The organism is Piscibacillus salipiscarius, assembly GCF_042685285.1.
Lineage (GTDB): Bacteria > Bacillota > Bacilli > Bacillales > Alkalibacillaceae > Piscibacillus > Piscibacillus salipiscarius.
Genome location: NZ_JBHUMZ010000016.1, coordinates 45,114 through 65,816, shown reverse-complemented (window position 1 = coordinate 65,816; position 20,703 = coordinate 45,114). Strand labels below are relative to the sequence as shown.

At 37.2% G+C, this 20,703-nt stretch carries 19 protein-coding genes; 3 read left to right on the top strand and 16 right to left on the bottom strand.

Annotated elements, in window-relative coordinates:
- Window positions 1–3: 3 nt before the first annotated feature.
- The 7 genes from fmt to ACFSW4_RS05020 form a co-directional block, all read right to left on the bottom strand.
- A complete protein-coding gene (gene fmt / locus ACFSW4_RS05050; protein WP_377327861.1) occupies window positions 4–942 on the bottom strand; it encodes a methionyl-tRNA formyltransferase in 939 nt (312 codons plus the stop codon).
- 15 nt (window positions 943–957) lie between these two features.
- The gene (gene priA / locus ACFSW4_RS05045; RefSeq protein ID WP_377327859.1) at window positions 958–3,369 is read right to left on the bottom strand and encodes a primosomal protein N'; all 2,412 of its coding nucleotides are present in this window, start codon (window positions 3,367–3,369) and stop codon (window positions 958–960) included.
- Complete coding sequence (gene coaBC / locus ACFSW4_RS05040; RefSeq protein ID WP_377327857.1) at window positions 3,366–4,571, bottom strand: bifunctional phosphopantothenoylcysteine decarboxylase/phosphopantothenate--cysteine ligase CoaBC; 1,206 nt, start codon at window positions 4,569–4,571, stop codon at window positions 3,366–3,368. The genes priA and coaBC overlap by 4 nt, the downstream gene beginning before the upstream one ends.
- Before the next feature lie 110 nt (window positions 4,572–4,681).
- Window positions 4,682–4,888: a DNA-directed RNA polymerase subunit omega gene (rpoZ, locus tag ACFSW4_RS05035; RefSeq protein WP_377327855.1), complete on the bottom strand. Its 207-nt coding sequence runs from the start codon at window positions 4,886–4,888 to the stop codon at window positions 4,682–4,684.
- A complete protein-coding gene (gene gmk / locus ACFSW4_RS05030; RefSeq protein ID WP_377327853.1) occupies window positions 4,888–5,505 on the bottom strand; it encodes a guanylate kinase in 618 nt (205 codons plus the stop codon). The genes rpoZ and gmk overlap by 1 nt, the downstream gene beginning before the upstream one ends.
- Window positions 5,506–5,516: 11 nt before the next feature.
- Complete coding sequence (gene remA, locus ACFSW4_RS05025) at window positions 5,517–5,777, bottom strand: extracellular matrix/biofilm regulator RemA (RefSeq protein ID WP_054751566.1); 261 nt, start codon at window positions 5,775–5,777, stop codon at window positions 5,517–5,519.
- A 98-nt stretch (window positions 5,778–5,875) separates the two neighbouring features.
- Window positions 5,876–6,754: a YicC/YloC family endoribonuclease gene (locus ACFSW4_RS05020; RefSeq protein WP_377327851.1), complete on the bottom strand. Its 879-nt coding sequence runs from the start codon at window positions 6,752–6,754 to the stop codon at window positions 5,876–5,878.
- A 145-nt stretch (window positions 6,755–6,899) separates the two neighbouring features.
- Between ACFSW4_RS05020 and ACFSW4_RS05015 the strand changes: the two genes are divergently transcribed.
- The 3 genes from ACFSW4_RS05015 to ACFSW4_RS05005 all read left to right on the top strand — a co-directional run bounded on the left by ACFSW4_RS05015 (window position 6,900) and on the right by ACFSW4_RS05005 (window position 9,779).
- A complete protein-coding gene (locus ACFSW4_RS05015) occupies window positions 6,900–8,603 on the top strand; it encodes an Rqc2 family fibronectin-binding protein (RefSeq protein ID WP_377327849.1) in 1,704 nt (567 codons plus the stop codon).
- A 308-nt stretch (window positions 8,604–8,911) separates the two neighbouring features.
- Window positions 8,912–9,298 carry a hypothetical protein gene (locus tag ACFSW4_RS05010; RefSeq protein WP_054751572.1) on the top strand — a complete coding sequence of 129 codons (387 nt, stop codon included), beginning with the start codon at window positions 8,912–8,914 and terminating at the stop codon, window positions 9,296–9,298.
- Complete coding sequence (locus ACFSW4_RS05005; protein ID WP_377327847.1) at window positions 9,288–9,779, top strand: hypothetical protein; 492 nt, start codon at window positions 9,288–9,290, stop codon at window positions 9,777–9,779. Before ACFSW4_RS05010 ends, ACFSW4_RS05005 begins: the two co-directional genes overlap by 11 nt.
- A gap of 22 nt (window positions 9,780–9,801) precedes the next feature.
- Here the strand turns inward: ACFSW4_RS05005 and pyrE are convergent, their stop codons facing one another.
- The 9 genes from pyrE to ACFSW4_RS04960 are packed head-to-tail and all read right to left on the bottom strand — an operon-like array spanning window position 9,802 to window position 20,570.
- Entirely contained in the window at window positions 9,802–10,404 is a 603-nt protein-coding gene (gene pyrE / locus ACFSW4_RS05000) for an orotate phosphoribosyltransferase (RefSeq protein ID WP_377327845.1), read from the bottom strand.
- A complete protein-coding gene (gene pyrF / locus ACFSW4_RS04995; RefSeq protein WP_377327843.1) occupies window positions 10,379–11,095 on the bottom strand; it encodes an orotidine-5'-phosphate decarboxylase in 717 nt (238 codons plus the stop codon). Before pyrF ends, pyrE begins: the two co-directional genes overlap by 26 nt.
- Entirely contained in the window at window positions 11,092–12,000 is a 909-nt protein-coding gene (locus ACFSW4_RS04990; protein WP_377327841.1) for a dihydroorotate dehydrogenase, read from the bottom strand. The genes pyrF and ACFSW4_RS04990 overlap by 4 nt, the downstream gene beginning before the upstream one ends.
- Entirely contained in the window at window positions 11,997–12,761 is a 765-nt protein-coding gene (locus ACFSW4_RS04985; RefSeq protein ID WP_377327839.1) for a dihydroorotate dehydrogenase electron transfer subunit, read from the bottom strand. The genes ACFSW4_RS04990 and ACFSW4_RS04985 overlap by 4 nt, the downstream gene beginning before the upstream one ends.
- On the bottom strand, window positions 12,761–15,961 hold the full coding sequence (gene carB / locus ACFSW4_RS04980) for a carbamoyl-phosphate synthase large subunit (RefSeq protein ID WP_377327837.1): 3,201 nt from the start codon (window positions 15,959–15,961) through the stop codon (window positions 12,761–12,763). Before carB ends, ACFSW4_RS04985 begins: the two co-directional genes overlap by 1 nt.
- Window positions 15,954–17,039, bottom strand: coding sequence for a carbamoyl phosphate synthase small subunit (locus ACFSW4_RS04975; RefSeq protein WP_054751576.1), 1,086 nt, complete (start codon window positions 17,037–17,039; stop codon window positions 15,954–15,956). Before ACFSW4_RS04975 ends, carB begins: the two co-directional genes overlap by 8 nt.
- Window positions 17,032–18,306, bottom strand: coding sequence for a dihydroorotase (locus tag ACFSW4_RS04970; protein WP_377327835.1), 1,275 nt, complete (start codon window positions 18,304–18,306; stop codon window positions 17,032–17,034). Before ACFSW4_RS04970 ends, ACFSW4_RS04975 begins: the two co-directional genes overlap by 8 nt.
- The gene (locus ACFSW4_RS04965) at window positions 18,290–19,177 is read right to left on the bottom strand and encodes an aspartate carbamoyltransferase catalytic subunit (RefSeq protein WP_054751578.1); all 888 of its coding nucleotides are present in this window, start codon (window positions 19,175–19,177) and stop codon (window positions 18,290–18,292) included. The genes ACFSW4_RS04970 and ACFSW4_RS04965 overlap by 17 nt, the downstream gene beginning before the upstream one ends.
- Window positions 19,178–19,193: 16 nt before the next feature.
- Complete coding sequence (locus ACFSW4_RS04960) at window positions 19,194–20,570, bottom strand: uracil-xanthine permease family protein (protein ID WP_377327833.1); 1,377 nt, start codon at window positions 20,568–20,570, stop codon at window positions 19,194–19,196.
- Window positions 20,571–20,703 lie beyond the last annotated feature (133 nt).

Genomic DNA, 20,703 nt, shown 5'->3' with positions numbered 1-20,703 from the left:
AGATCATCCTAACTGTGAGCCCGTTTGAAAATAGTCACTTGAACCGCGCAAGAAATCCTCAGCCTTCACACGTTTCTTACCTGGCACTTGTAATTCTGTAATTTTTAAAACCTTTAAATCCCCAGTAGAAACTAATATACCATCTTGATCTAATCCAATAATCGTCCCGGCAGGCTGGTCAGTAGACTTGTCTACCTTTTTAGCCCACCAAACCTTTATATTTTGATCTTCATAAACAGTGTAAGCAACTGGCCAAGGATGTAATCCTCTAACGTGGTTATAAATCTCTTGTGCGTTTTGATTCCAGTCTATTTTTTCTTGTTCTCGTTTAATATTATATGCATAGGTTGCTTCTTCATCATTTTGTTTTTGAGGTGTAATACGATTGTTAAATAAATCGGGAAGAGTATCCATCAATAGTTCAGAACCTAAAGCAGAGAGTTTATCATGTAATGAACCAACATGATCTTCATCATCGATTTCAAGCTTCGCCGTCGATATAATATCACCTGCATCTAGAGCTTCTGCCATATACATAATAGTAATTCCAGTTTCTTTCTTTCCTTGCATAATAGCGTAATGAATCGGGGCTCCGCCTCTTAACTCTGGTAATAACGAAGCGTGAACATTGATACAGCCATATTTTGGTGTTTCTAATATTTCTTTCGGAAGTATTTGCCCGTATGCAGCAGTAACAATTAAATCTGGTTCATATTCTAAAATGTCATCATAATTTTTTCGTATCTTTTCTGGCTGTAAAACAGGTAGGTGATACATTAATGCCGTTTCCTTCACAGGAGGCGGTGTTAGTTTTCTTTTTCTACCTTTTGGACGGTCTGGTTGAGTGACAACCGCCACAACTTCATATTCTGATTTAATAAGTGCTTCTAGAACAGGAACACTAAAATCAGGCGTCCCCATAAATACAATTCGTTTTGTCATCTTAATCCCTTCTTCTTACATAAAATGATATGGTTCTAAATCAATCGTTAATTGTAATTGACTTTTATTTATTTGTTTTTGAAAATGATTTAATACAGATTCTAAGGCCTGATCAACATCTTCACGCCTTTTATATTTTAACATGCATTGATACCTGTAACGATCTTTAATACGCAGCATAGGCGAAGGCGTTGGACCCATTAACTGACAGTTACCAGTGGTATGGGTTGCGATAATATTAGCCGCTTCATTCGCCACTTTTACAGCTTCTACATGATTATCATGTGAAATATTAATAAGTGCTAAATAATAATATGGTGGATACTGAAATTGTCTGCGAACTTGCATTTCTTTATTAAAAAACGCTTCATAATCATATTGACTTGCAAGCTCAACGCTGTAGTGTTCTGGTGTATAGGTTTGAATGACAACTTCCCCAGGCAGTTGATGCCTTCCTGCTCTTCCACTTACTTGAGTAAGTAGCTGAAAAGATTTTTCAGATGCTCTAAAATCTGGTAAGTGGAGCATAGAATCAGCTGCAATAACACCAACTAAGGTGACATTTTCAAAGTCTAACCCTTTAGCAATCATTTGAGTCCCAAGTAAGATGTCGGCCTCACCATTACCAAACTTCTCGAGTAATTTTTCATGAGCACCTTTTCGGCTTGTCGTATCCACATCCATCCGAATAATGCCGGCATTAGGAAAATGTAAATTTAAAGCTTCTTCAACCTTTTGAGTTCCCGTTCCAAAAAAGCGAATGGCATCACTTTCGCAGTTTGGACAAATCTGTGGCATCGGTCTTTCATCATTACAATAGTGGCACTTAAGCTTATGCTGTTTACTATGATAGGTCATAGAAATATCACAGTGATCACATGATATTGTTTCTCCACACTCACGGCACATAACAAACGTTGAATACCCACGTCTGTTTAACATTAATACTACTTGTTCTTTACGTTCTATTCGTTCATTGATTTTATCAGTTAATGTTTCTGAAAACATTGACCGATTACCTTGCAATAGCTCTTGTCTCATATCTACAATTTCAACTTCTGGCATAGCCTGCTCATTTACTCGTTCAGTTAGCTCAAGCAAGTGATAGACACCCTTTAATGCCCTAGCATACGACTCCAAAGTAGGTGTTGCACTACCTAAAACGACTGGACAATGGTGATCTGAAGCACGTTTTTTAGCTACTTCACGAGCGTGATATTTTGGGTAATCTTCTTGTTTATAGGTTTGTTCATGCTCTTCATCTATAATGATAATACCTAAGTGTTCAAAAGGTGCAAAGATCGCAGACCTTGCACCAACAACTACGCGTACTTCTTTTCGGTGAATCTTTCTCCATTCATCATATTTTTCACCTTGAGATAACCCACTATGTAATACGGCAACATCAGATCCAAATCTAGCTTTAAACCTTGATACCATTTGTGGGGTAAGAGCAATTTCTGGAACTAAAACAATGGCTTCTTTACCTAGATCTAAAACACGCTGAATGGACTGCAGGTAAATCTCTGTTTTACCACTACCTGTTACTCCATGAAGTAAGAAGGTCTGATAATATGTTTCGTTTATCGAATCTAATATAGGTTCAATAGCCTTTTGTTGTAACTCGGTTAATGATAATGGCTTAGTCGATTGATGCTCTTTTGTCTCAAAAGGATCCCGGTATACCTCCTGCTTCACCATTGTCAGTAACCCTTTTTTCACTAGTGAATCTATTGGACCTTTTGTGGTATTAAGCTCCTCTGTTAATTCTTTTAACAAAATAGGTTCATCTTGGTGAAGCATATAGGTTAAGACTTCCCGCTGTTTTTTAGCGTTTAAACTCAAATGTTCAAGTTCCTCTAATATGTTTACATCATCAACTGCTTTTTTGACTGCTGTATACGTTTTAACACGATTTTTCCCTTTAACAACGTACTTAATATCTATAAGTTGACCCTTTATGTATTGTTTTACTTGTGAATCCGTAAGGCCTGCTTCTGATAAATCATTAAAAGGGAATACTTCTCTACCCCCGGCTGCTTTCTGCAAAGAAGCTGGCAGGGAATCCATCTCGTCCAACAGCCATACTTCTTTATCATACGACGCTTTGAAAACAGCAGGAAGCATAGCTTGAAGTGCAGAAATTCTAAAGCATAACGTTTCCTGTCTTAGCCAAGAAGATAAGTTTATTAATTCCTTAGTTAAAATAGGCGTGTAATCCATGACCTCTTGAATGGGTTTTAATTGATCAAATTCACTGTGATTTGTTAAACCTACTACAAATCCCATGACCTTTCTAGGTCCCAGAGGTACGATCACGCGGATACCTGCTTGTACAATATCTTGAAAATGTTCTGGAATTTCGTAATCTAATGCAGAATCGATTGGTGATGCAGCTACATCCACTACAACTTTAGCGATTTTCAATGTGTTTCCCCCGCCATATCTTTTATAAAGATTTCAAATAAATTTCTTGCAACTTCTACTTTAGAATCCAAAGGAATGTCTTTTTCTAAACCATTTTTAGTCATAACATGTACTTCATTTTGATCAGATTTAAATCCTATATTTTTATTGCCAACATCATTAATGACGATGGCATCTAGATTCTTTTTATTTAATTTTTGCTTACCATACTCTTTTAGATTCTCCGTCTCAGCGGCGAATCCAACTAAATACTGTTGTTCTTTATGTTCACCTAAATATTTTAGGATATCTTTCGTTCTTTCAAGCTCTAAAACAAGTGGTCCATCTTGTTTTTTAAGTTTTTGTTTAGATACATGTTTTGGGCGATAATCTGCAACAGCTGCTGACTTAATCACGATGTCTTGATTCTGAAATCTAGTTGTCACCGCCTCGAACATTTCTTCAGATGTCGTCACTTCAATAAGCTCAATTCCCGAAGTCGTATCCAATTGTACAGGTCCTGAAACAAGCGTAACATTAGCTCCTAATTCTTTTGCCACTTCAGCAAGAGCATACCCCATTTTCCCGGAAGAATGGTTAGTAAAAAAACGAACAGGATCAATCGTTTCCTGAGTAGGTCCTCCTGTAATTAAGACGTTTTTACCTTTTAAAGGTTGCGCTCTTGTCTCATTTCGTTCAATCACTTCAATAATTTTCTCAGGTTCTTCTAGACGGCCTTTTCCAACATAACCGCATGCTAAGTAACCGTCTCCAGGTTCTATAAAACGGTAACCGTACTTTTCTAGCGTTAACAAGTTATTTTTAACAGCTGGGTGTGCATACATATGTACATTCATTGCTGGTGCAATATATACTGGTGCAGTTGTTGCTAAAAGAGTCGTGGTGAGCATATCATCTGCTAGTCCATTTGCTAGGCGACCAAGTAAATGGGCTGTTGCTGGTGCTAAAATGACAAAATCTGCCCAGTCTGCTAAATCAATATGGGCTATTTTTTCAGGGTTCTTTTCATCAAAAGCATCGGTATAGACTGGGTTTCGAGATAGCGCTTGGAATGTTAAAGGCTGTACAAATTCGGTTGCGCCTTCTGTCATGATCACTCTGACATCTGCTCCACTTTGTACAAGTTTACTCGTCAATGCACAAGCTTTATATGCAGCAATCCCTCCTGAAACTCCTAGCAATACTTTTTTCCCGTTTAACATAATATGGTCCTCCAATAATACGGTAATATTAATTACATTTTAACATGAACCGTTATAAAAAAGAAAAACAACCTGAGTCAATCAGGTTGTTCATCTTACCTTATTTTAATTTAGACAACTTCTTCATCAAGCGTTAATTTTTCATCCATAATCTCTTCAAGTGCTACACCAACATTTTTTGAAGATTTAGTATCTTCTACTAACGCATGACCACCGTCTTCTTGCAGTTCTCTTGCTCGTTTTGCCGAGACAATGACTAAGGCATATTTAGAATTAATCTTCGTTAATAAGTTATCAACTGAAGGTTCTAAAATCACTACGCTTCACTCCCTAACGCTTTTTTATACTGTTTAGAAACGCGTTCACGTTTACAGTGCTCACTAATAACAATCGATTGGATACGATGGACGGCATTTTCAATTTCATCATTTACAACAACATAATCATAAGCATCCATCATGTCAATTTCTTTCTTCGCTTCTAATAATCGATTTCGAATTAAATCTTCTGATTCCGTCCCGCGGTTAATAATCCGGTTTTTCAGCTCATCTAAACTAGGTGGGAATAAGAAAATATATACACCTTGAGGAAAACTTTCTCTAACTTTCATCGCACCCTGTACTTCAATTTCTAGAAAAACATCTTTACCTTGTTTAAGGGTATCTTCAACGTATTGTTTAGGTGTCCCATAATAATTACCTACGTATTCAGCGTATTCGATTAACTCGTCTTGTTCAATCATTTGTTCAAACTGTTCTCGTGATTTAAAGAAATAATCTACACCATTTTCCTCTCCATCACGTGGATTGCGCGTTGTAACGGAAATGGAATATTGAAGATCGGAGTCTTCTTCAAACAAACGCTTTCTGACAGTCCCTTTTCCGACTCCAGAAGGGCCCGATAAAATAAATAGAATACCTTGCTCGTCTTTCAAAACTAGTCCTCCTAGTTGTCAATGTTCATATCTTCATTTACCACACGTTGTCCAACTGTCTCAGGTTGTACAGCAGATAAAATAACGTGATCGCTATCAGTAATAATGACAGCTCTTGTACGTCTTCCATATGTAGCATCAACTAACTTATTATTATCTCTTGCAACTGTAATAATACGTTTTATCGGGGCTGACTCGGGTGATACAATCGAAATAATACGATTGGCTGATACGACATTTCCGAACCCGATATTAATTAATTTTAAATTCATTCCTCTACTCCCCTAACTATAAATTTTACCATGTTTTTTATTCTTATGTTATTTCCATAATTACTATTATAGTCTAAATATCATGAAAATCTCAAATATTATTCAATATTTTGTACTTGTTCTTTAATTTTCTCTATTTCACTTTTCAATGCTACGACAATCTTACTAATTTGTACATTGTTAGATTTTGATCCGATAGTGTTCGTTTCTCTCAGTAATTCTTGTGCAATAAAATCGAGTCTTCTACCAATAGGTTGAGAGAGTCTCATGGCATCTTCAACTTGTTCAATATGTGATAATAAACGTGTTATTTCTTCAGTTATATCAGCTTTATCGGCTAAAATAGCCACTTCTTGAACAATTCTTGATTCGTCGAAATGTACATCAGTTAAGTGTTCTTCAATTCTTTCCTTTATTTTAACTCGATATTCATTTTGAATCGTATTAATTTGCTCTTTTAACTGTAACGTAAGGCGTTTAACTTCATCTATTCTATTTAATACGTCTTTTTTTAGAGTTTTTCCTTCTTCTTGTCTCATTAAATGTACTTTTTGTAAAACATTTTCTAACACAGAAAGAACTTTTTCTTTTAAGTTTTCATCTAGATCCACTTCTTCATTTTCTATAAAAATTCCTTCTAACTGCAAGAGTTCCTCAATTTCAATATCACCCGAAACAGGTCGATTCTTTTTAATGCAATCTAAAGCGTTTAAATATTGATCAAGTAATTCCCAATTAACTTGAATAGACTTGGAACTAATTCCTTCACCTGTCATATTAATAAAAATTTCAGCCCGACCTCGGCTAAGATATTGGCGTACCTTTTTCTTCATTTCATCTTCAAGCACTAAAAATTCACGAGGCATTTTAAATGCACAATCTAAAAAGCGATGGTTAACTGTCTTTACTTCCATAGAAATGGTTGTTTGGTCTATTTTTTCTTGAACCTGTCCAAAACCAGTCATACTATTAACCAATTTCTTCACCTACTTCACGATATTAGCAAATCAGCTACATCATTATTGTTTCATGAAATGAAAGGATTTTTCAATAGTTTTCCGTAATGCCTAACGATTTAAATCTGTTTCGTGCTATACTATTCTTCGTATAGAGGTGATTATTATGGCATTTGACGGAATTGTTACTCGAGCAGTCTCCCATGAATTAAACCAAGAACTGTCGAGCGGACGAATTACAAAAATTTATCAGCCTACAGATACAGAATTAATTCTTACCATACGTCAAAACGGACAGAATAAGCAACTATTAATATCCATACATCCGAATTATGCAAGAGTCCATTTGACTGATGAAAAATTTAATAACCCTAAAGAACCCCCAATGTATTGTATGGTGCTTAGAAAACATCTAGGTGCTGGCTTTATTGAATCCATAGAACAGGTTGAACTTGAGAGAATTATTCATATTACTGTTCGAAGTAAGGATGAAATCGGTGATGAAAAGAAAAAGAAATTAATTATTGAAATAATGGGTAAGCATTCGAACGTGATTCTAATAGATCCAGAAAGAAACATGATTTTAGATAGCTTTAAACATATTAGTTCACTTCAAAATCGACACCGTTCAATATTACCTGGACAGACATATGTTGCGCCTCCTGAACAAGGGAAGTTAAATCCTCTTGATTTAGATAGTAATGCATTTGTAAGAAAATTAGACTTTAACCAAGGCCGTATGGACAGACAAATACTTAATTTACTTATGGGCTTATCTCCAGCAGTTTCTAAGGCTTTAGAGGAAAAGACTTATTTAGGACGCAATGAACAGTATGAACAGATCTTTAATGATTTCAAAACAAACCTTGAGGATCATGAATATCAACCGTTTATCTTAAACGGCCCAAAGGATGATTTTCATGTTCTCGATTTAATTGGTTCATCAAAATTTAAAACATATTTTGAACGTACTAGCGACATGCTTAATGAGTTTTATAAAGGGAAAGCTGAGCGTGACCGCGTAAAAGGAATGACGCATGACCTTATGCGTTTTATAAAAAATGAGCGCGATAAAAATGAACGTAAAATCAAAAAACACGAAAAAACATTGAAGAAAGCTGAGAAAGCTGATGACTACCAAAAGAAAGGTGAGCTTTTAACGGCTCACATGCACATGGTGAAACCGGGTGATGAATCAGTTACCGTTGTTGATTATTATGACCCTGAACAAAATGAAATGACGATCGAACTTAATCCAAATAAAACACCGAGTCAAAATGCTCAGCATTATTTTAAAAACTATCAAAAGCTTAAAAAATCAAAAGAAATTGTATTAGTTGAAATAGAAAAAGCCAAAGAAGAAATTGATTATTTTTCACGCCTTATTCAGCAGTTAGAACAAGCACGAGAAGAGGATATCGAAGACATTCGTGAAGAGCTTCAGGAGCAAGGCTACCTGAAACGAAAATCATCTTCTAAAAAGAAGAAGAAAAAGATGTTACAACCTGATTATTATCATGCAAATGATGGTACTGACATTGTTGTTGGGCGTAATAACAAACAAAACGAGTATGTAACAAACAGACTGGCGAATAAAAATGATCTTTGGTTACACACCAAAGATATTCCAGGCTCCCATGTCATCATTCGTTCAAATGACCCAAGTGAAGAAACGATTATGGAAGCAGCTAATATAGCCGCCTTTTACAGTAAAGCCAAACTATCATCCTCAGTACCAGTTGATTATACCCTAGTTAAACACGTTAAAAAACCAAACGGTGCTAAACCTGGCTATGTTATTTATGACAATCAGCAAACCATATACGTTACGCCAGATGAGCAGTTTGTTAAACAATTAAAGAAAGATTAGATTAGGAACCTGAACGCGGTGTTCAGGTTCTTTTTTACGCTTATTTATTTAAATTTACACCTATAGAAATCAAACTTACGCCCATAGAAGATCAGATTATATACCTATATTAAAAATTTTGCGAAAGATGGCCACTCCTATAGGATTAGCGCTTGATGAAAATCACGCCTAGCGAATAGAAGTAGTTTAAGAAAGTTGAGACTGTTTCCAAGAAAAGCGTCAACAGCAGCAATTAATACTGCAAAACAATTATTTTTTATTGAAAAACAATAAATTTATAGTAAAATATAAAAAAGGGGGATAATTAAATGAAATGCTTATCCATAATGACGATCATCACTCTACTTTTAATTACACAAGGATGCTCTAACCAAGCTGAGTCATTACCTGAACCTGAGGCCACTATTCAAGTGCAAAATGATTCTACATTACAATTTAACCGAGTCGAAATGAAACTGTATCAAGAAGATCACTTTGTAGCTGGTCAAAATGGTATGTATGCGGATGGTTCTATTATCAGTAACGGTGATACATTAAGGTTTGAATATTTTGAAGAAGACCCAATTAAATTTAACGCTGAAACAAAAATTGAGTTAACACTTTATAATGATAAACAAATAGTAGATCAGCGAAATTACAATATAAACTTTAATCAATCAAAAGAAATTAACTTAGAGGTTAAAGATGAAGGTTAGGAAACGAAATATAATATTAATTTCAACATTACTTGGTTTCTTATTATTTCCGAGTATTACTCAAAACGATTACCTACAAGAGGTTAGTACTACTGTCCTTTCTAGTGAAAACGTTGAATCTATTACACTATATTCGACCGAGAGTGATGTGCTGAGGATTTTTGGCAAGCCCGAAAAAATCCATAAAACAAAGAATCCAATCTCTAGTTATTATAAGTATGCCGGGTTGGAAATAGGTATCAATAACCAACAGGTATTTCGTTATATTATTACCGATAATTATACTACTCAGCATGGAATTAAGGTTGGAGATTCTAAAGAACATGTTATTGACATTTATGGTAACAATTATTATAAAAAAACAGAATCCGGGAGTTTTATCATGGGCTATATTGATTATGAAAATAATATAATTCTTGAAATTGCCCTAAATAAAGATTGTGTGATCGGTATGTTAATTAAAAAAAGTAGTTCAAACTAGAAACTTGAACTACCTAAAACACTTAAAGATTATTACGCCATTCTATTAAGGTGTTCATCTGGTTTGTATCAAAATCGCCGCTCTCTACAAGCTCATGGAGTAACGTATCAAATGTTAATAAACTATAAGATTCATATCCATGTTCTTTCATATTTTTTTGACTCTTCATCAAGTTATATGAAAAAATAGATAAAATACCTAATACCTCTCCTCCGGCTTCTTCAACCGCATTAGCTGCTTTAATGGAACTTCCTCCAGTTGAGATTAAATCTTCAATAACAAGTACTCGCTCACCATTGCCTATTTGACCTTCAATCTGGTTGTTTAACCCGTGGCTTTTAGCTTTGTCGCGAACATAGACCATTGGAAGATCTAACTGATCAGCAATCCAAGCTGCGTGTGGAATTCCTGCTGTTGCACAACCGGCGATGACTTCAACCTCTTTAAAATTTGTCTTAATCTCTTGTAACATGGCTTCTATAACAGATTTCCTGACTTTTGGGAATGAAATAATTATTCGATTATCACAATAGATCGGTGACTTGATTCCGGATGTCCAAGTAAAATAATTCTCTGGGTCTAACTTTATGGCACCAATATTAATTAGTTGTTTCGCTATACTCATGATTCCACTCCTTTAATGCCCGCTTATACGCAGCTTTTGGGTTCTTTGATTGTGTAATACTCCTGCCCATAACGAGATGATCTGAAAACCTAGCTTGAGATGGGGTTGCGATTCGCTTCTGATCATCTGCGTGATCATGTTTAAGGCGAATACCAGGGGTAACCGTTACAAATTCAGTCCCGCACAACTGTTTAATAAACTTAGATTCCGCTACGGAGCATACGACTCCATTTACGCCAGCACGCTTAGCTAATTCTGCATAAGAAAGAACGACCTGTTCCATAGGCTCTTTAATTAATAGTTCGTTAGACAACATGAGATCATCCGTCGAGGTTAGTTGCGTGACTGCCAATAACAATGGAATTTTCGTCGCGCTCCCTTTCTCCAGACCTTTTTTAGCTGCTTTCATCATGTCTAATCCGCCTGATGCGTGTATATTAACTATATCAACATCAAGGTGAGCTAAACTTTTCATGGCATGATAAACTGTATTCGGTATATCGTGTAATTTTAAGTCTAGAAAAATAGAATGACCACGCTTCTTTAATTCTTGTATAAGTAGTGGCCCCTCACGATAGAATAGCTGCATACCAACTTTAACAGGAGCTTCATTTAATTGATGCACATCGAGGAAATCTAATGCCTCTTTTTTAGTGTGAAAATCTAACGCGATATAGATGGAAGATTTCATGTGGATACAACTCCCTTAAGCTCATTTAAAGAATTATAACCAAATTTTTCGAAAGCACGTGGCAGTTCATCTATGATGTCCTTACAAGCATATGGATTTTGAAAATTGGCTGTCCCAACTGCTACTGCGTCGGCCCCTGCCAATAAAAATTCAAGCACATCTTCTGAAGTGGTTATACCTCCCATCCCGATAATGGGAATATTAGATACTTGACGGACCTGGTGAATCATTCTTATGGCAATTGGTTTAATAGCTGGTCCCGATAGACCACCCGTTTCATTGGCGATGAGTGGCTTTCTTGTCTTTAAATCGATCTTCATGCCAGTTAATGTGTTAATCATCGATAGTCCATCTGCCCCCGCTTCTTCTACTGCTTTTGCCATCGATACGATATTCGTGACATTAGGAGAAAGCTTAACGAATAACGGTTTACTCGATACATTTTTCACCTTATTCGTTAACTGATAGGCTAGTTCAGGATCTGTACCGAATTGTATACCGCCTTCTTTAACATTTGGACATGAAATATTTAATTCAAGAGCTTTAACCGTACTTGCCTTCGATAGTTTCTCTGCAACTATCACGTACTCCTCCTCTGAACTACCAGCTACGTTTGCGATGACTGGTGTATCAAATTGCTCTAAGAATGGTAATTCTTGTTTGATAATTTGATCAACACCTGGATTTTGCAAACCAATCGCATTTAGCATTCCTGAAGACGTTTCCGCTACGCGAGGAGTCGGATTTCCAAACCGGGCTTCCCCTGTTGCAGCTTTAATCACGATGGCACCAAGAGTGTTTAGATCATAAAATTGACTAAATTCTTGGCCAAAACCAAAGCATCCTGAAGCTGGCATTACTGGATTTTTTAATGTTAATCCTCCTAATTGTACTGATAGATTCATAATGTCACCTCTTTAGCATGAAACACAGGACCGTCCTGACAGATTTTAACGTAACCTTTGTCATTATCTGCTTGACAGACGCATGCAAAACACGCCCCTACCCCGCAGCCCATCCGTTCTTCAATAGATATATAGCCATCAATATCTGATAATTGGTGCTGCACAGCTTTTAACATCCCCGTCGGTCCACAGCTGAAATAATGGTCGTATGAAAATCTTAACTCTCTAATAACATCCGTGACGAGTCCATCATAACCGTAAGTACCATCATCAGTTGCTATGTAAGTTTGAGTTAAATCTTTAAATTCTTTTTCATAAAAGATTGATACCTTTGACTGATAACCTAAAATGGCTGTAACGTCGTTAAACTGACTGTTCAACTGTTTGACTAGATTATATAAGGGCGGAACTCCTACTCCTCCGCCAATAACTATGACTGTCTGACCCTGGATACCACTCAAATCAAAACCATTTCCAAGGGGACCTAATACATTGATTTGTCCCCCAGGTAATTGCCGAGCTAACCAATCCGTTCCTTCTCCAAATACTTTATAGATGATCGTTAATTGATTTATTTGTTTGTCGTAGTCTGCAATGGAGATTGGACGACGCAGCATATGCGCTGTTCCTTCTCCAATTTGTATATGAATGAAATGTCCCGGGTTTTTAATATACTGAACTAGGTCTCCTTCAAGTACCATCTCATAAGTGTCTAAGGCAATTAATCTATTAGACTCTATTTTCATCTCCTTACGAAACATTAAGTCAGCACCGCCACTTCTTGTTTTGGCATAGGCTGAGCAGTAAAAGTCATTGATTCAATCACACTTAAAATTGCCCTAGCTGTATCTAATGATGTTAAGCACGCCACACCATGTTCAACGGCTTCACGTCGTATCCTAAATCCATCTGTGTGAGGCTGTTTTCCTCTAGATAATGTGTTGATGACAAACTGAACTTTCCCGGACTCAATTAAATCTAACAGGTTATTATTCGCACCAATTTTATTAACCGTTTGGACAGGTAACCCCATCGATTCGATCGCTCTTGCCGATCCATCTGTTGCATAAAGTTCAAAACCAATAGCATGAAATCGATTTGCAATAGCCTGCATTTCTAATTTGTCAGGGTCTGCAACCGTTAATAAAACGGCTCCTTCAGTCGGAATATTAAGACCGGAAGCAGTAATACCTTTATATAAAGCTTTCTCTAGTTGATAATCCCTTCCAATGACTTCTCCTGTCGACTTCATCTCAGGTCCTAGGGTGATGTCGACACTTCTTAATTTTTCAAAAGAAAAAACAGGTACCTTTACAGAGATTAAATCTTTCTCTGGAATGACGCCATCAGCATATCCTAGTTCTGTTAGACTTTTTCCTAACATAACTTGGGTAGCTATGTTAGCCATCGTCACCCCAGTAATTTTACTTAAAAACGGAACCGTTCTGCTTGATCTCGGATTCACCTCAAGCACATAAATTTCACCTTCGTGGTAAACAAATTGAATGTTGATAAGACCAATAACCTGCAGTTCATTAGCAATTTTCTTAGTAATGTCAACGCAGCGTTCTTTAATATCTTTTGAAATGTTCTGTGTAGGATAAACAGCAATCGAGTCACCCGAGTGAACTCCTGCGCGTTCAATATGCTCCATTAATCCTGGAATCACAACTGTTTCCCCATCACATATGGCATCTACTTCTAGTTCAACCCCTGTTAAATAACGGTCGATTAATACAGGTTTATCTTGATGGACTTCAACTGCATATTTCATGTAGTGTTTTAAATCACTTTCGTCATAAACAATTTCCATTGCTCTCCCGCCAAGAACGTATGATGGTCTCACTAATACTGGGAAACCTAGTTGTTTAGCTTGGTCAATCGCTTGCTCTTCACTAGTAGCAATTCTTGCATCAGGTCTTGGAACGGATAAACTTTCTAGCAATTGTTCAAATTGATCACGATCTTCAGCCTGATCGATTGATTGCTTAGATGTACCTAAAATCGGTACACCATATTGTTCTAAACCATCGACTAAGGAAATGGCCGTTTGACCACCAAATTGAACGATGACACCGTCAGGTTTTTCTAAATCAATGACATTTAACACATCTTCTAAAGTTAATGGCTCAAAATATAATTTATCGGAAATTTGAAAGTCAGTTGATACGGTTTCAGGATTATTGTTCATAATAATCGCCTCATAACCAGCATCTTTAAGAGCTAATACCGAGTGTACCGTTGCATAATCGAACTCTATTCCTTGCCCAATTCGAATTGGACCTGACCCTATGACTAAAACCTTCTTACGGTCCGTCACAAACGATTCATTCTCTTCTTCATAAGAGCTATAAAAGTACGGCGTTTCTGAAGTGAATTCAGCTGCGCAGGTATCAACCATTTTATAGACTGGTGCTAGCTCATTCGTTAGTCTAAACGAGCGAACCTCTTCTTCTGAAACTCCCCATAATCTAGCAATTGTCTCATCCATAAAACCTTTTTCTTTCGCTTCTTTTAGTAGAATAAGATTCCACGCACTCTTTTGTAATTGTTTCTCTAAATCTAATAGTCCTTTTAATTTATACAAAAAGAATAAGTCAATTTCAGTGTATTGATGAACATCTTCCAACGTAAACCCTCGTCTAAATGCCTCGGCAATTAGGAATAACCTTTCATCGTCAGCTGTTTTTAACCGTATCATCAAAGTTTCCATTGAAATGCTTTCAACATTAGGTAAATAGAGATCATTTGTACAAATCTCCAAAGAACGTACTGATTTGAGCAGTGATTCTTCAAACGTACGTCCAATCCCCATTACTTCACCAGTCGCTTTCATTTGTGTGCCCAACTTACGATTGGCAGCATGAAACTTATCAAATGGCCAACGCGGGATTTTCGTGACCACATAATCAAGTGCAGGTTCAAAATGCGAATAAGTAGAACCAGTCACTGGGTTAATCATTTCATCAAGTGTTAACCCAACAGCTATTTTTGCAGCAATTCTTGCAATCGGGTAACCCGTTGCTTTTGAAGCTAATGCAGATGATCTGCTTACTCGCGGGTTAACTTCAATGACATAATAATCAAAGCTATATGGGTCGAGAGCTAACTGAACGTTACATCCACCTTCTATTTGAAGAGCTTTAATAATTCTAAGTGACACATTTCGAAGCATTTGGTATTCACGATCGCTTAACGTCTGCGAAGGTGCTACAACGATTGAGTCACCTGTATGTATGCCAACTGGATCAATATTTTCCATATTACAAACAACTATCGCATGATCCTCACCATCGCGCATCACTTCATATTCGATTTCTTTGAAACCTGCGATACTTTTTTCAATTAAACATTGATTGACTGGGGAAGCATCGAGTCCATTACGTACAATTTCAATTAATTCTTGTTCCGTTTCACAAATACCTCCCCCAGTTCCGCCCATCGTATAAGCTGGTCGTATAATGACTGGATAGCCAATGGAATTTGCAAAATCTAACGCTTCATCAATAGATTGAACAATTTCGCTTTCTGGAACAGGTTCGTTAAGTTCATACATCAAGCTTCTGAATGAATCACGGTCTTCTGCTTGCTCAATTGCGCTTAGCTTTGTACCTAGTATTTCAACTTGATACTCTTCTAAAATACCCCTGCGATCTAATTCCATGGCCATATTAAGCCCTGTTTGACCTCCCAGTGTAGGTAAAATAGCATCAGGTTGTTCTTTACGTATAATTTTTGTTAAAAATTCAGGGGTTAATGGCTCCATATAAATTTCATCTGCCATCGTTTCATCTGTCATAATCGTCGCAGGGTTAGAATTCGCCAGTACGACTTGATAACCTTCTTCCTTAAGAGCTTGACAAGCTTGCGTTCCTGCATAATCAAATTCGGCTGCTTGCCCGATAATAATTGGCCCGGAACCGATCACTAATATTTTGTTAATATCTGTACGTTTAGGCATGGATAATCCCTCCATTTATTCTTGATAAGAAAAGATCGAATAATTGATTGGAATCTTGTGGTCCAGGTGATGCTTCTGGGTGATACTGAACTGAAAACATGTCATATTGTTCATGTTCTAAACCTTCAATCGTGCCATCGTTTAGCGCTGTTTGCGTAATTGTTAGGCTAGTTTGACCTAATGATTCCGGTGTCACGGCATATCCATGATTTTGAGATGTCATCCATACCTCCTTTGTTCGTAAATCTTTAACTGGATGATTGCCGCCTCTGTGACCGAATTTCATCTTATGTGTATCGGCTCCACAAGCAAGAGCAATTAATTGATGACCCAAGCAGATTCCAAAAACCGGTACTTTACCCATGAGACCTTTTACTAGATCAATACCTTCTTGAACATCTTTAGGGTTTCCAGGTCCATTTGATAACATGACTCCATCAGGCTTGAGCTGCAGAATTTCATCAGAAGAGGTATTATACGGAACCACTGTGACATGACAATGACGCTCAGTAAATTCTTTTAATATGCCATGCTTCATGCCGAAATCTACTAACACGATTCGTTCGCCTTTACCCGGGACCACATATGGTTTGACCGTAGAAACTCGTTTAACTTGATCGTTTCGATAGGTGAAATCGTTTAGATTGGACTCGATCTCAGATAAATTCTCAATTGAATCAACCATAACACCTTTCATCGTTCCTCTTTCTCGAATTGTTTTGACCAATCGTCTTGTATCAATGTCTGACAATCCAGGAATGTTCTTTTGTTTAAAATAATCATTCAATGACCATTCCTTTCTGAAGTTAGAAGGATATTCCGTAGCCTGTTTCACGATAAGGCCAGATATTGATGGCGTAATGGTTTCAAAATCATCACGATTTATACCGTAATTTCCTATTAAAGGATAGGTCATCACTACAAATTGATCGCAGTAGGATGGGTCTGAAAGTGTTTCCTGATACCCAGTCATACCTGTATTAAAGACAACTTCACCAAACTTCTCTTGAACTGGTGCACCAAAAGCTTTACCTTGAAACACAGAGCCATCTTCTAATATTAAGTAACGATTAGACATATAGTTCATCCTTTCTCCATACAATTTCACCTTCTAAGATCGTCATAACTGGAATACCTTGAACCTCCCAATTAACAAACGGGGTATTCCGACCTTTTGATGCAAATTGATCCGGTTCAATAGTTTGCGATTCTTCTAAATTAACTAACACAAGATCAGCTGTAGAACCGATGTTTAATTGACCGTAAGGTAGTCCGAAAATGCGTGAAGGTTTAATCGTTATCCAATCAACTAATTGTTTCAATGAAAACATATTCTTTTTTACAGTATGTGTATATAGTAATGGAAATGCGGTTTCTAAACCGACGATTCCGAATGGCGAATTGAGGAATCCATTCGATTTTTCTTGTTCGGTATGAGGAGCATGATCGGTAGCGATACAATCAATCGTACCGTCTTTCAAGCCATCAATTAATGCTTGTCGATCAGCCTTTGATCTTAGCGGAGGGTTCATCTTATAATTCGCATCATTAGAAGGAATATCATCTTCAGTTAGAATTATGTGATGAGGTGAGACTTCTGCAGTTACAGGGATACCTGCTCGTTTGGCATCACGAATTACTCTAACAGATTCTTTCGTGCTAACATGACAAACATGATAATGGCAACCTGTTGCTTCTGATAACAATACGTCCCTTGCAATTTGAGTCGATTCACTAATCGAAGGGATGCCGGGTAAGTCAAGCTCTAAGCTTTTCTCTCCACTTTGCATGACTCCACCATAAACTAAAGTGTTCTCTTCACAATGCGCAACAATGGATGCATTTGCTTGTTTAGCCTTTTTCATTGCTTCATACATCATATGTGCTGACTGAACGCCGACTCCATCATCTGTAAAGGCAAAAGCACCTTGAGCTTTTAATATATTAATATCTACTAGTTCTTGCCCTTCTTGTTCTTTAGTAATTGATGCATAAGGTAACACTCGAACGTGTGAAGTTTTATTTATTCGATCTAATACATTCTGAAGCTGTTCCATTGAATCTGGTACTGGGTTTGTATTAGGCATGGAACATACAGTTGTAAACCCGCCTTTAGCTGCAGCTATTGAACCAGACTCAATTGTCTCCTTTGATTCACCACCTGGTTCACGTAAATGAACATGAATATCAACAAAACCTGGAAATAAGAATTGGCCCTTTGCATCAACCACTTCCATATTTGTTGAATCTAATTCTGTTCCAATAGCTTTGATCTTGTCTTCCTCAATCAATACATCAACCAATCCTTGTTCTAAGACATTTGCGTTTTTAATGAGTAATGTCATAAATTATGCCTCCTTTTTGTAAACACACTTGTATAACTGCTTGGCGAATCGCTACACCATTTTTCATCTGTTTAAAAATCCTCGACCTTTCACATTCTACAAGTGATGAATCAATTTCAACGCCTCGATTAACAGGGGCAGGGTGCATGATGATACTGCTTGGTTTCATAAGCTTTTCCCTTTGAAGTGTAAGACCGTAATTTTCTAAGTAATTTTCATCTTGATTCCCTAAGCTATGTCTTTCTTTCTGTACCCTTAATAACATTAAGACGTCCGCTACTTTACACGCTTCATCCATCTCTATGTAGTCAAATGGTAAACTTGAATCTCGCCATTCTGGTTTTGAAACTAATAATACGTTAGCCCCAAGGCGATCTAATGCATACGCGTTCGACCGCGCGACTCTGCTATGAATAATATCTCCGCTGATGACAACATTTAAATTATGAAACGATCCAAACTCTTGTCTAATCGTATGTAAATCTAGCAAACTCTGGGTCGGGTGTTCCCCAGTCCCATCACCTGCATTGATAATCGGAATAGAGAGATTTCTTAACTTCTCAAAATATTTCTCTTGCTTATGTCTAATGACAACAAAATTAGCCCCAAGTGCTTCCATTGTTTTAACTGTGTCGTAGAGGGATTCACCTTTTATAACACTTGATGTCTCAGGAGTGAAAGATAATAGATTTACTCCTGAATTCATACAAGCCATTTCGAAACTCATTTTAGTTCTGGTGGAAGGTTCATAGAAAAGTAGGGCACCAGTTGCATTTAAAGCCAATTCTCGATTATGTTGTATAGCATGAGCATCATCTAAAATTCTATAAATCTGTTCATTCGATAAATCTTGAATAGAAAGTAGATTCAATCGACACACCCCTTTGTTAGCTTGCTTTCTTTTCTTTCGAATCTGCTTTAAACATTTGATCTTGGTTTCGGGATGCTTTTTCTCTTCCAGGTAATATGAGGTTTAAAATCACACCCACGATCGCAGAAAGTGCCATGCCTGAAACTTGTAGATCAAAATTCGGAAGCTGCAGTTCAATATACAGGCCTCCAATACCTATCACTAGGATTACCGATGCGATAATTAAGTTTCTGTTCTGTCCTAAATCTACATTGTTATCAATCAGCATTCTAAGTCCACTAGAAGCGATAATCCCGAATAATAGAATCGAAACTCCGCCCATAACTGCTGTAGGAATCGATTCAATTAATACTGCGATGATATCGATAAACCCGAAGAAAATCGCAAGTACTGCTGCTCCCCCTATGACGAACACACTAAATACTCTAGTAATCGCTAATACTCCAATATTTTCGCCATACGTCGTGTTTGGCGGTCCACCTAACATTGAAGCAATGACTGTTGCCAACCCATCTCCTAAGATTGAACGATGAAGTCCTGGTTTTTTTATGAAATTTTGCCCTGTCACTTTTGATAACACCATCTGATCACCAATGTGCTCTGTGATTGTGACAAGCGCGATTGGAACCATGATTCCTACAATGGACCAACTAATGACATCGAAAGGTGAGAAATCAACAAACGGAATTAGAAACTCAGGTTTTGTAAAAACAGCTGAGAAGAATTCCGTGATGGAACCTGCGCTCGTTAGCTCACTCCAACTAGATTTAATCTCTTGTGTATTGACTACTCCAGCAAAGAGGGCAACCAAATACCCGCCAAGTATACCTAATAAAATCGGGATGATTTTCCAAAACCCTTTAAAGAAGATCGAGGCTATAATGGTAATCGTTAACGTCGCAAGTGCAATTCCAATCAATGTTAAGCTATAATTTCCGTCCGCATCATTCATAGCCATGTCGATTGCAGTTGGTGCTAGCCCTAATCCGATAACCATAATGACCGGCCCAACAACTACTGGAGGTAATAGGTTTAGTAACCAATCCACCCCAGCCATTCGAATCAATAAAGCAACTATTCCATAAACGACACCTACTAAAAATGCCCCAACCATAGCTCCTGCCAAGCTTTCCACTTGGGTTGCTACTATAATAGGTGTAATAAAAGCAAAACTCGACCCTAAGTAAGCAGGTATACGTCCTCTAGTAATCATTAAATAGCTCAAAGTACCAAGTCCACTTGTAATTAACGCAACACTTGGTGACATCTCTGTTAAAAATGGTACTAAAATTGTAGCCCCAAACATGGCAAATAAATGTTGAAGGCTTAAAATTAACCATTTGCTTAAGTTCGGTACGTCTCTAATATCTAATACTTTCTCATTTTCGTTCATCTTTCTTCCTCCTTAGAAGGATTGACCTTCATTGATATGAATTTAAAACTTTTTCATAAAAAAACCTCTTTGCGAAGGTCGCAAAGAGGTATACCTGTACATACTACTCCTCGAGTAGGATATGACAAGTCTA

What these genes read in the sequence shown, in the direction of transcription:
- fmt (WP_377327861.1), bottom strand. Translation starts at nt 942, where the DNA reads ATGACAAAACGAATTGTATTTATGGGGACGCCTGATTTTAGTGTTCCT.
- pyrE (WP_377327845.1), bottom strand. Translation starts at nt 10,404, where the DNA reads ATGAGTATAGCGAAACAACTAATTAATATTGGTGCCATAAAGTTAGAC.
- carB (WP_377327837.1), bottom strand. Translation starts at nt 15,961, where the DNA reads ATGCCTAAACGTACAGATATTAACAAAATATTAGTGATCGGTTCCGGG.
- ACFSW4_RS04960 (WP_377327833.1), bottom strand. Translation starts at nt 20,570, where the DNA reads ATGAACGAAAATGAGAAAGTATTAGATATTAGAGACGTACCGAACTTA.
- pyrF (WP_377327843.1), bottom strand. Translation starts at nt 11,095, where the DNA reads ATGAAATCTTCCATCTATATCGCGTTAGATTTTCACACTAAAAAAGAG.
- ACFSW4_RS04990 (WP_377327841.1), bottom strand. Translation starts at nt 12,000, where the DNA reads ATGAATCTATCAGTACAATTAGGAGGATTAACATTAAAAAATCCAGTA.
- ACFSW4_RS04970 (WP_377327835.1), bottom strand. Translation starts at nt 18,306, where the DNA reads ATGACATTACTCATTAAAAACGCAAATGTCTTAGAACAAGGATTGGTT.
- ACFSW4_RS04985 (WP_377327839.1), bottom strand. Translation starts at nt 12,761, where the DNA reads ATGTTTCGTAAGGAGATGAAAATAGAGTCTAATAGATTAATTGCCTTA.
- ACFSW4_RS05005 (WP_377327847.1), top strand. Translation starts at nt 9,288, where the DNA reads ATGAAGGTTAGGAAACGAAATATAATATTAATTTCAACATTACTTGGT.
- remA (WP_054751566.1), bottom strand. Translation starts at nt 5,777, where the DNA reads ATGAATTTAAAATTAATTAATATCGGGTTCGGAAATGTCGTATCAGCC.
- coaBC (WP_377327857.1), bottom strand. Translation starts at nt 4,571, where the DNA reads ATGTTAAACGGGAAAAAAGTATTGCTAGGAGTTTCAGGAGGGATTGCT.
- ACFSW4_RS05015 (WP_377327849.1), top strand. Translation starts at nt 6,900, where the DNA reads ATGGCATTTGACGGAATTGTTACTCGAGCAGTCTCCCATGAATTAAAC.
- ACFSW4_RS05010 (WP_054751572.1), top strand. Translation starts at nt 8,912, where the DNA reads ATGAAATGCTTATCCATAATGACGATCATCACTCTACTTTTAATTACA.
- ACFSW4_RS04975 (WP_054751576.1), bottom strand. Translation starts at nt 17,039, where the DNA reads ATGTCTAATCGTTACTTAATATTAGAAGATGGCTCTGTGTTTCAAGGT.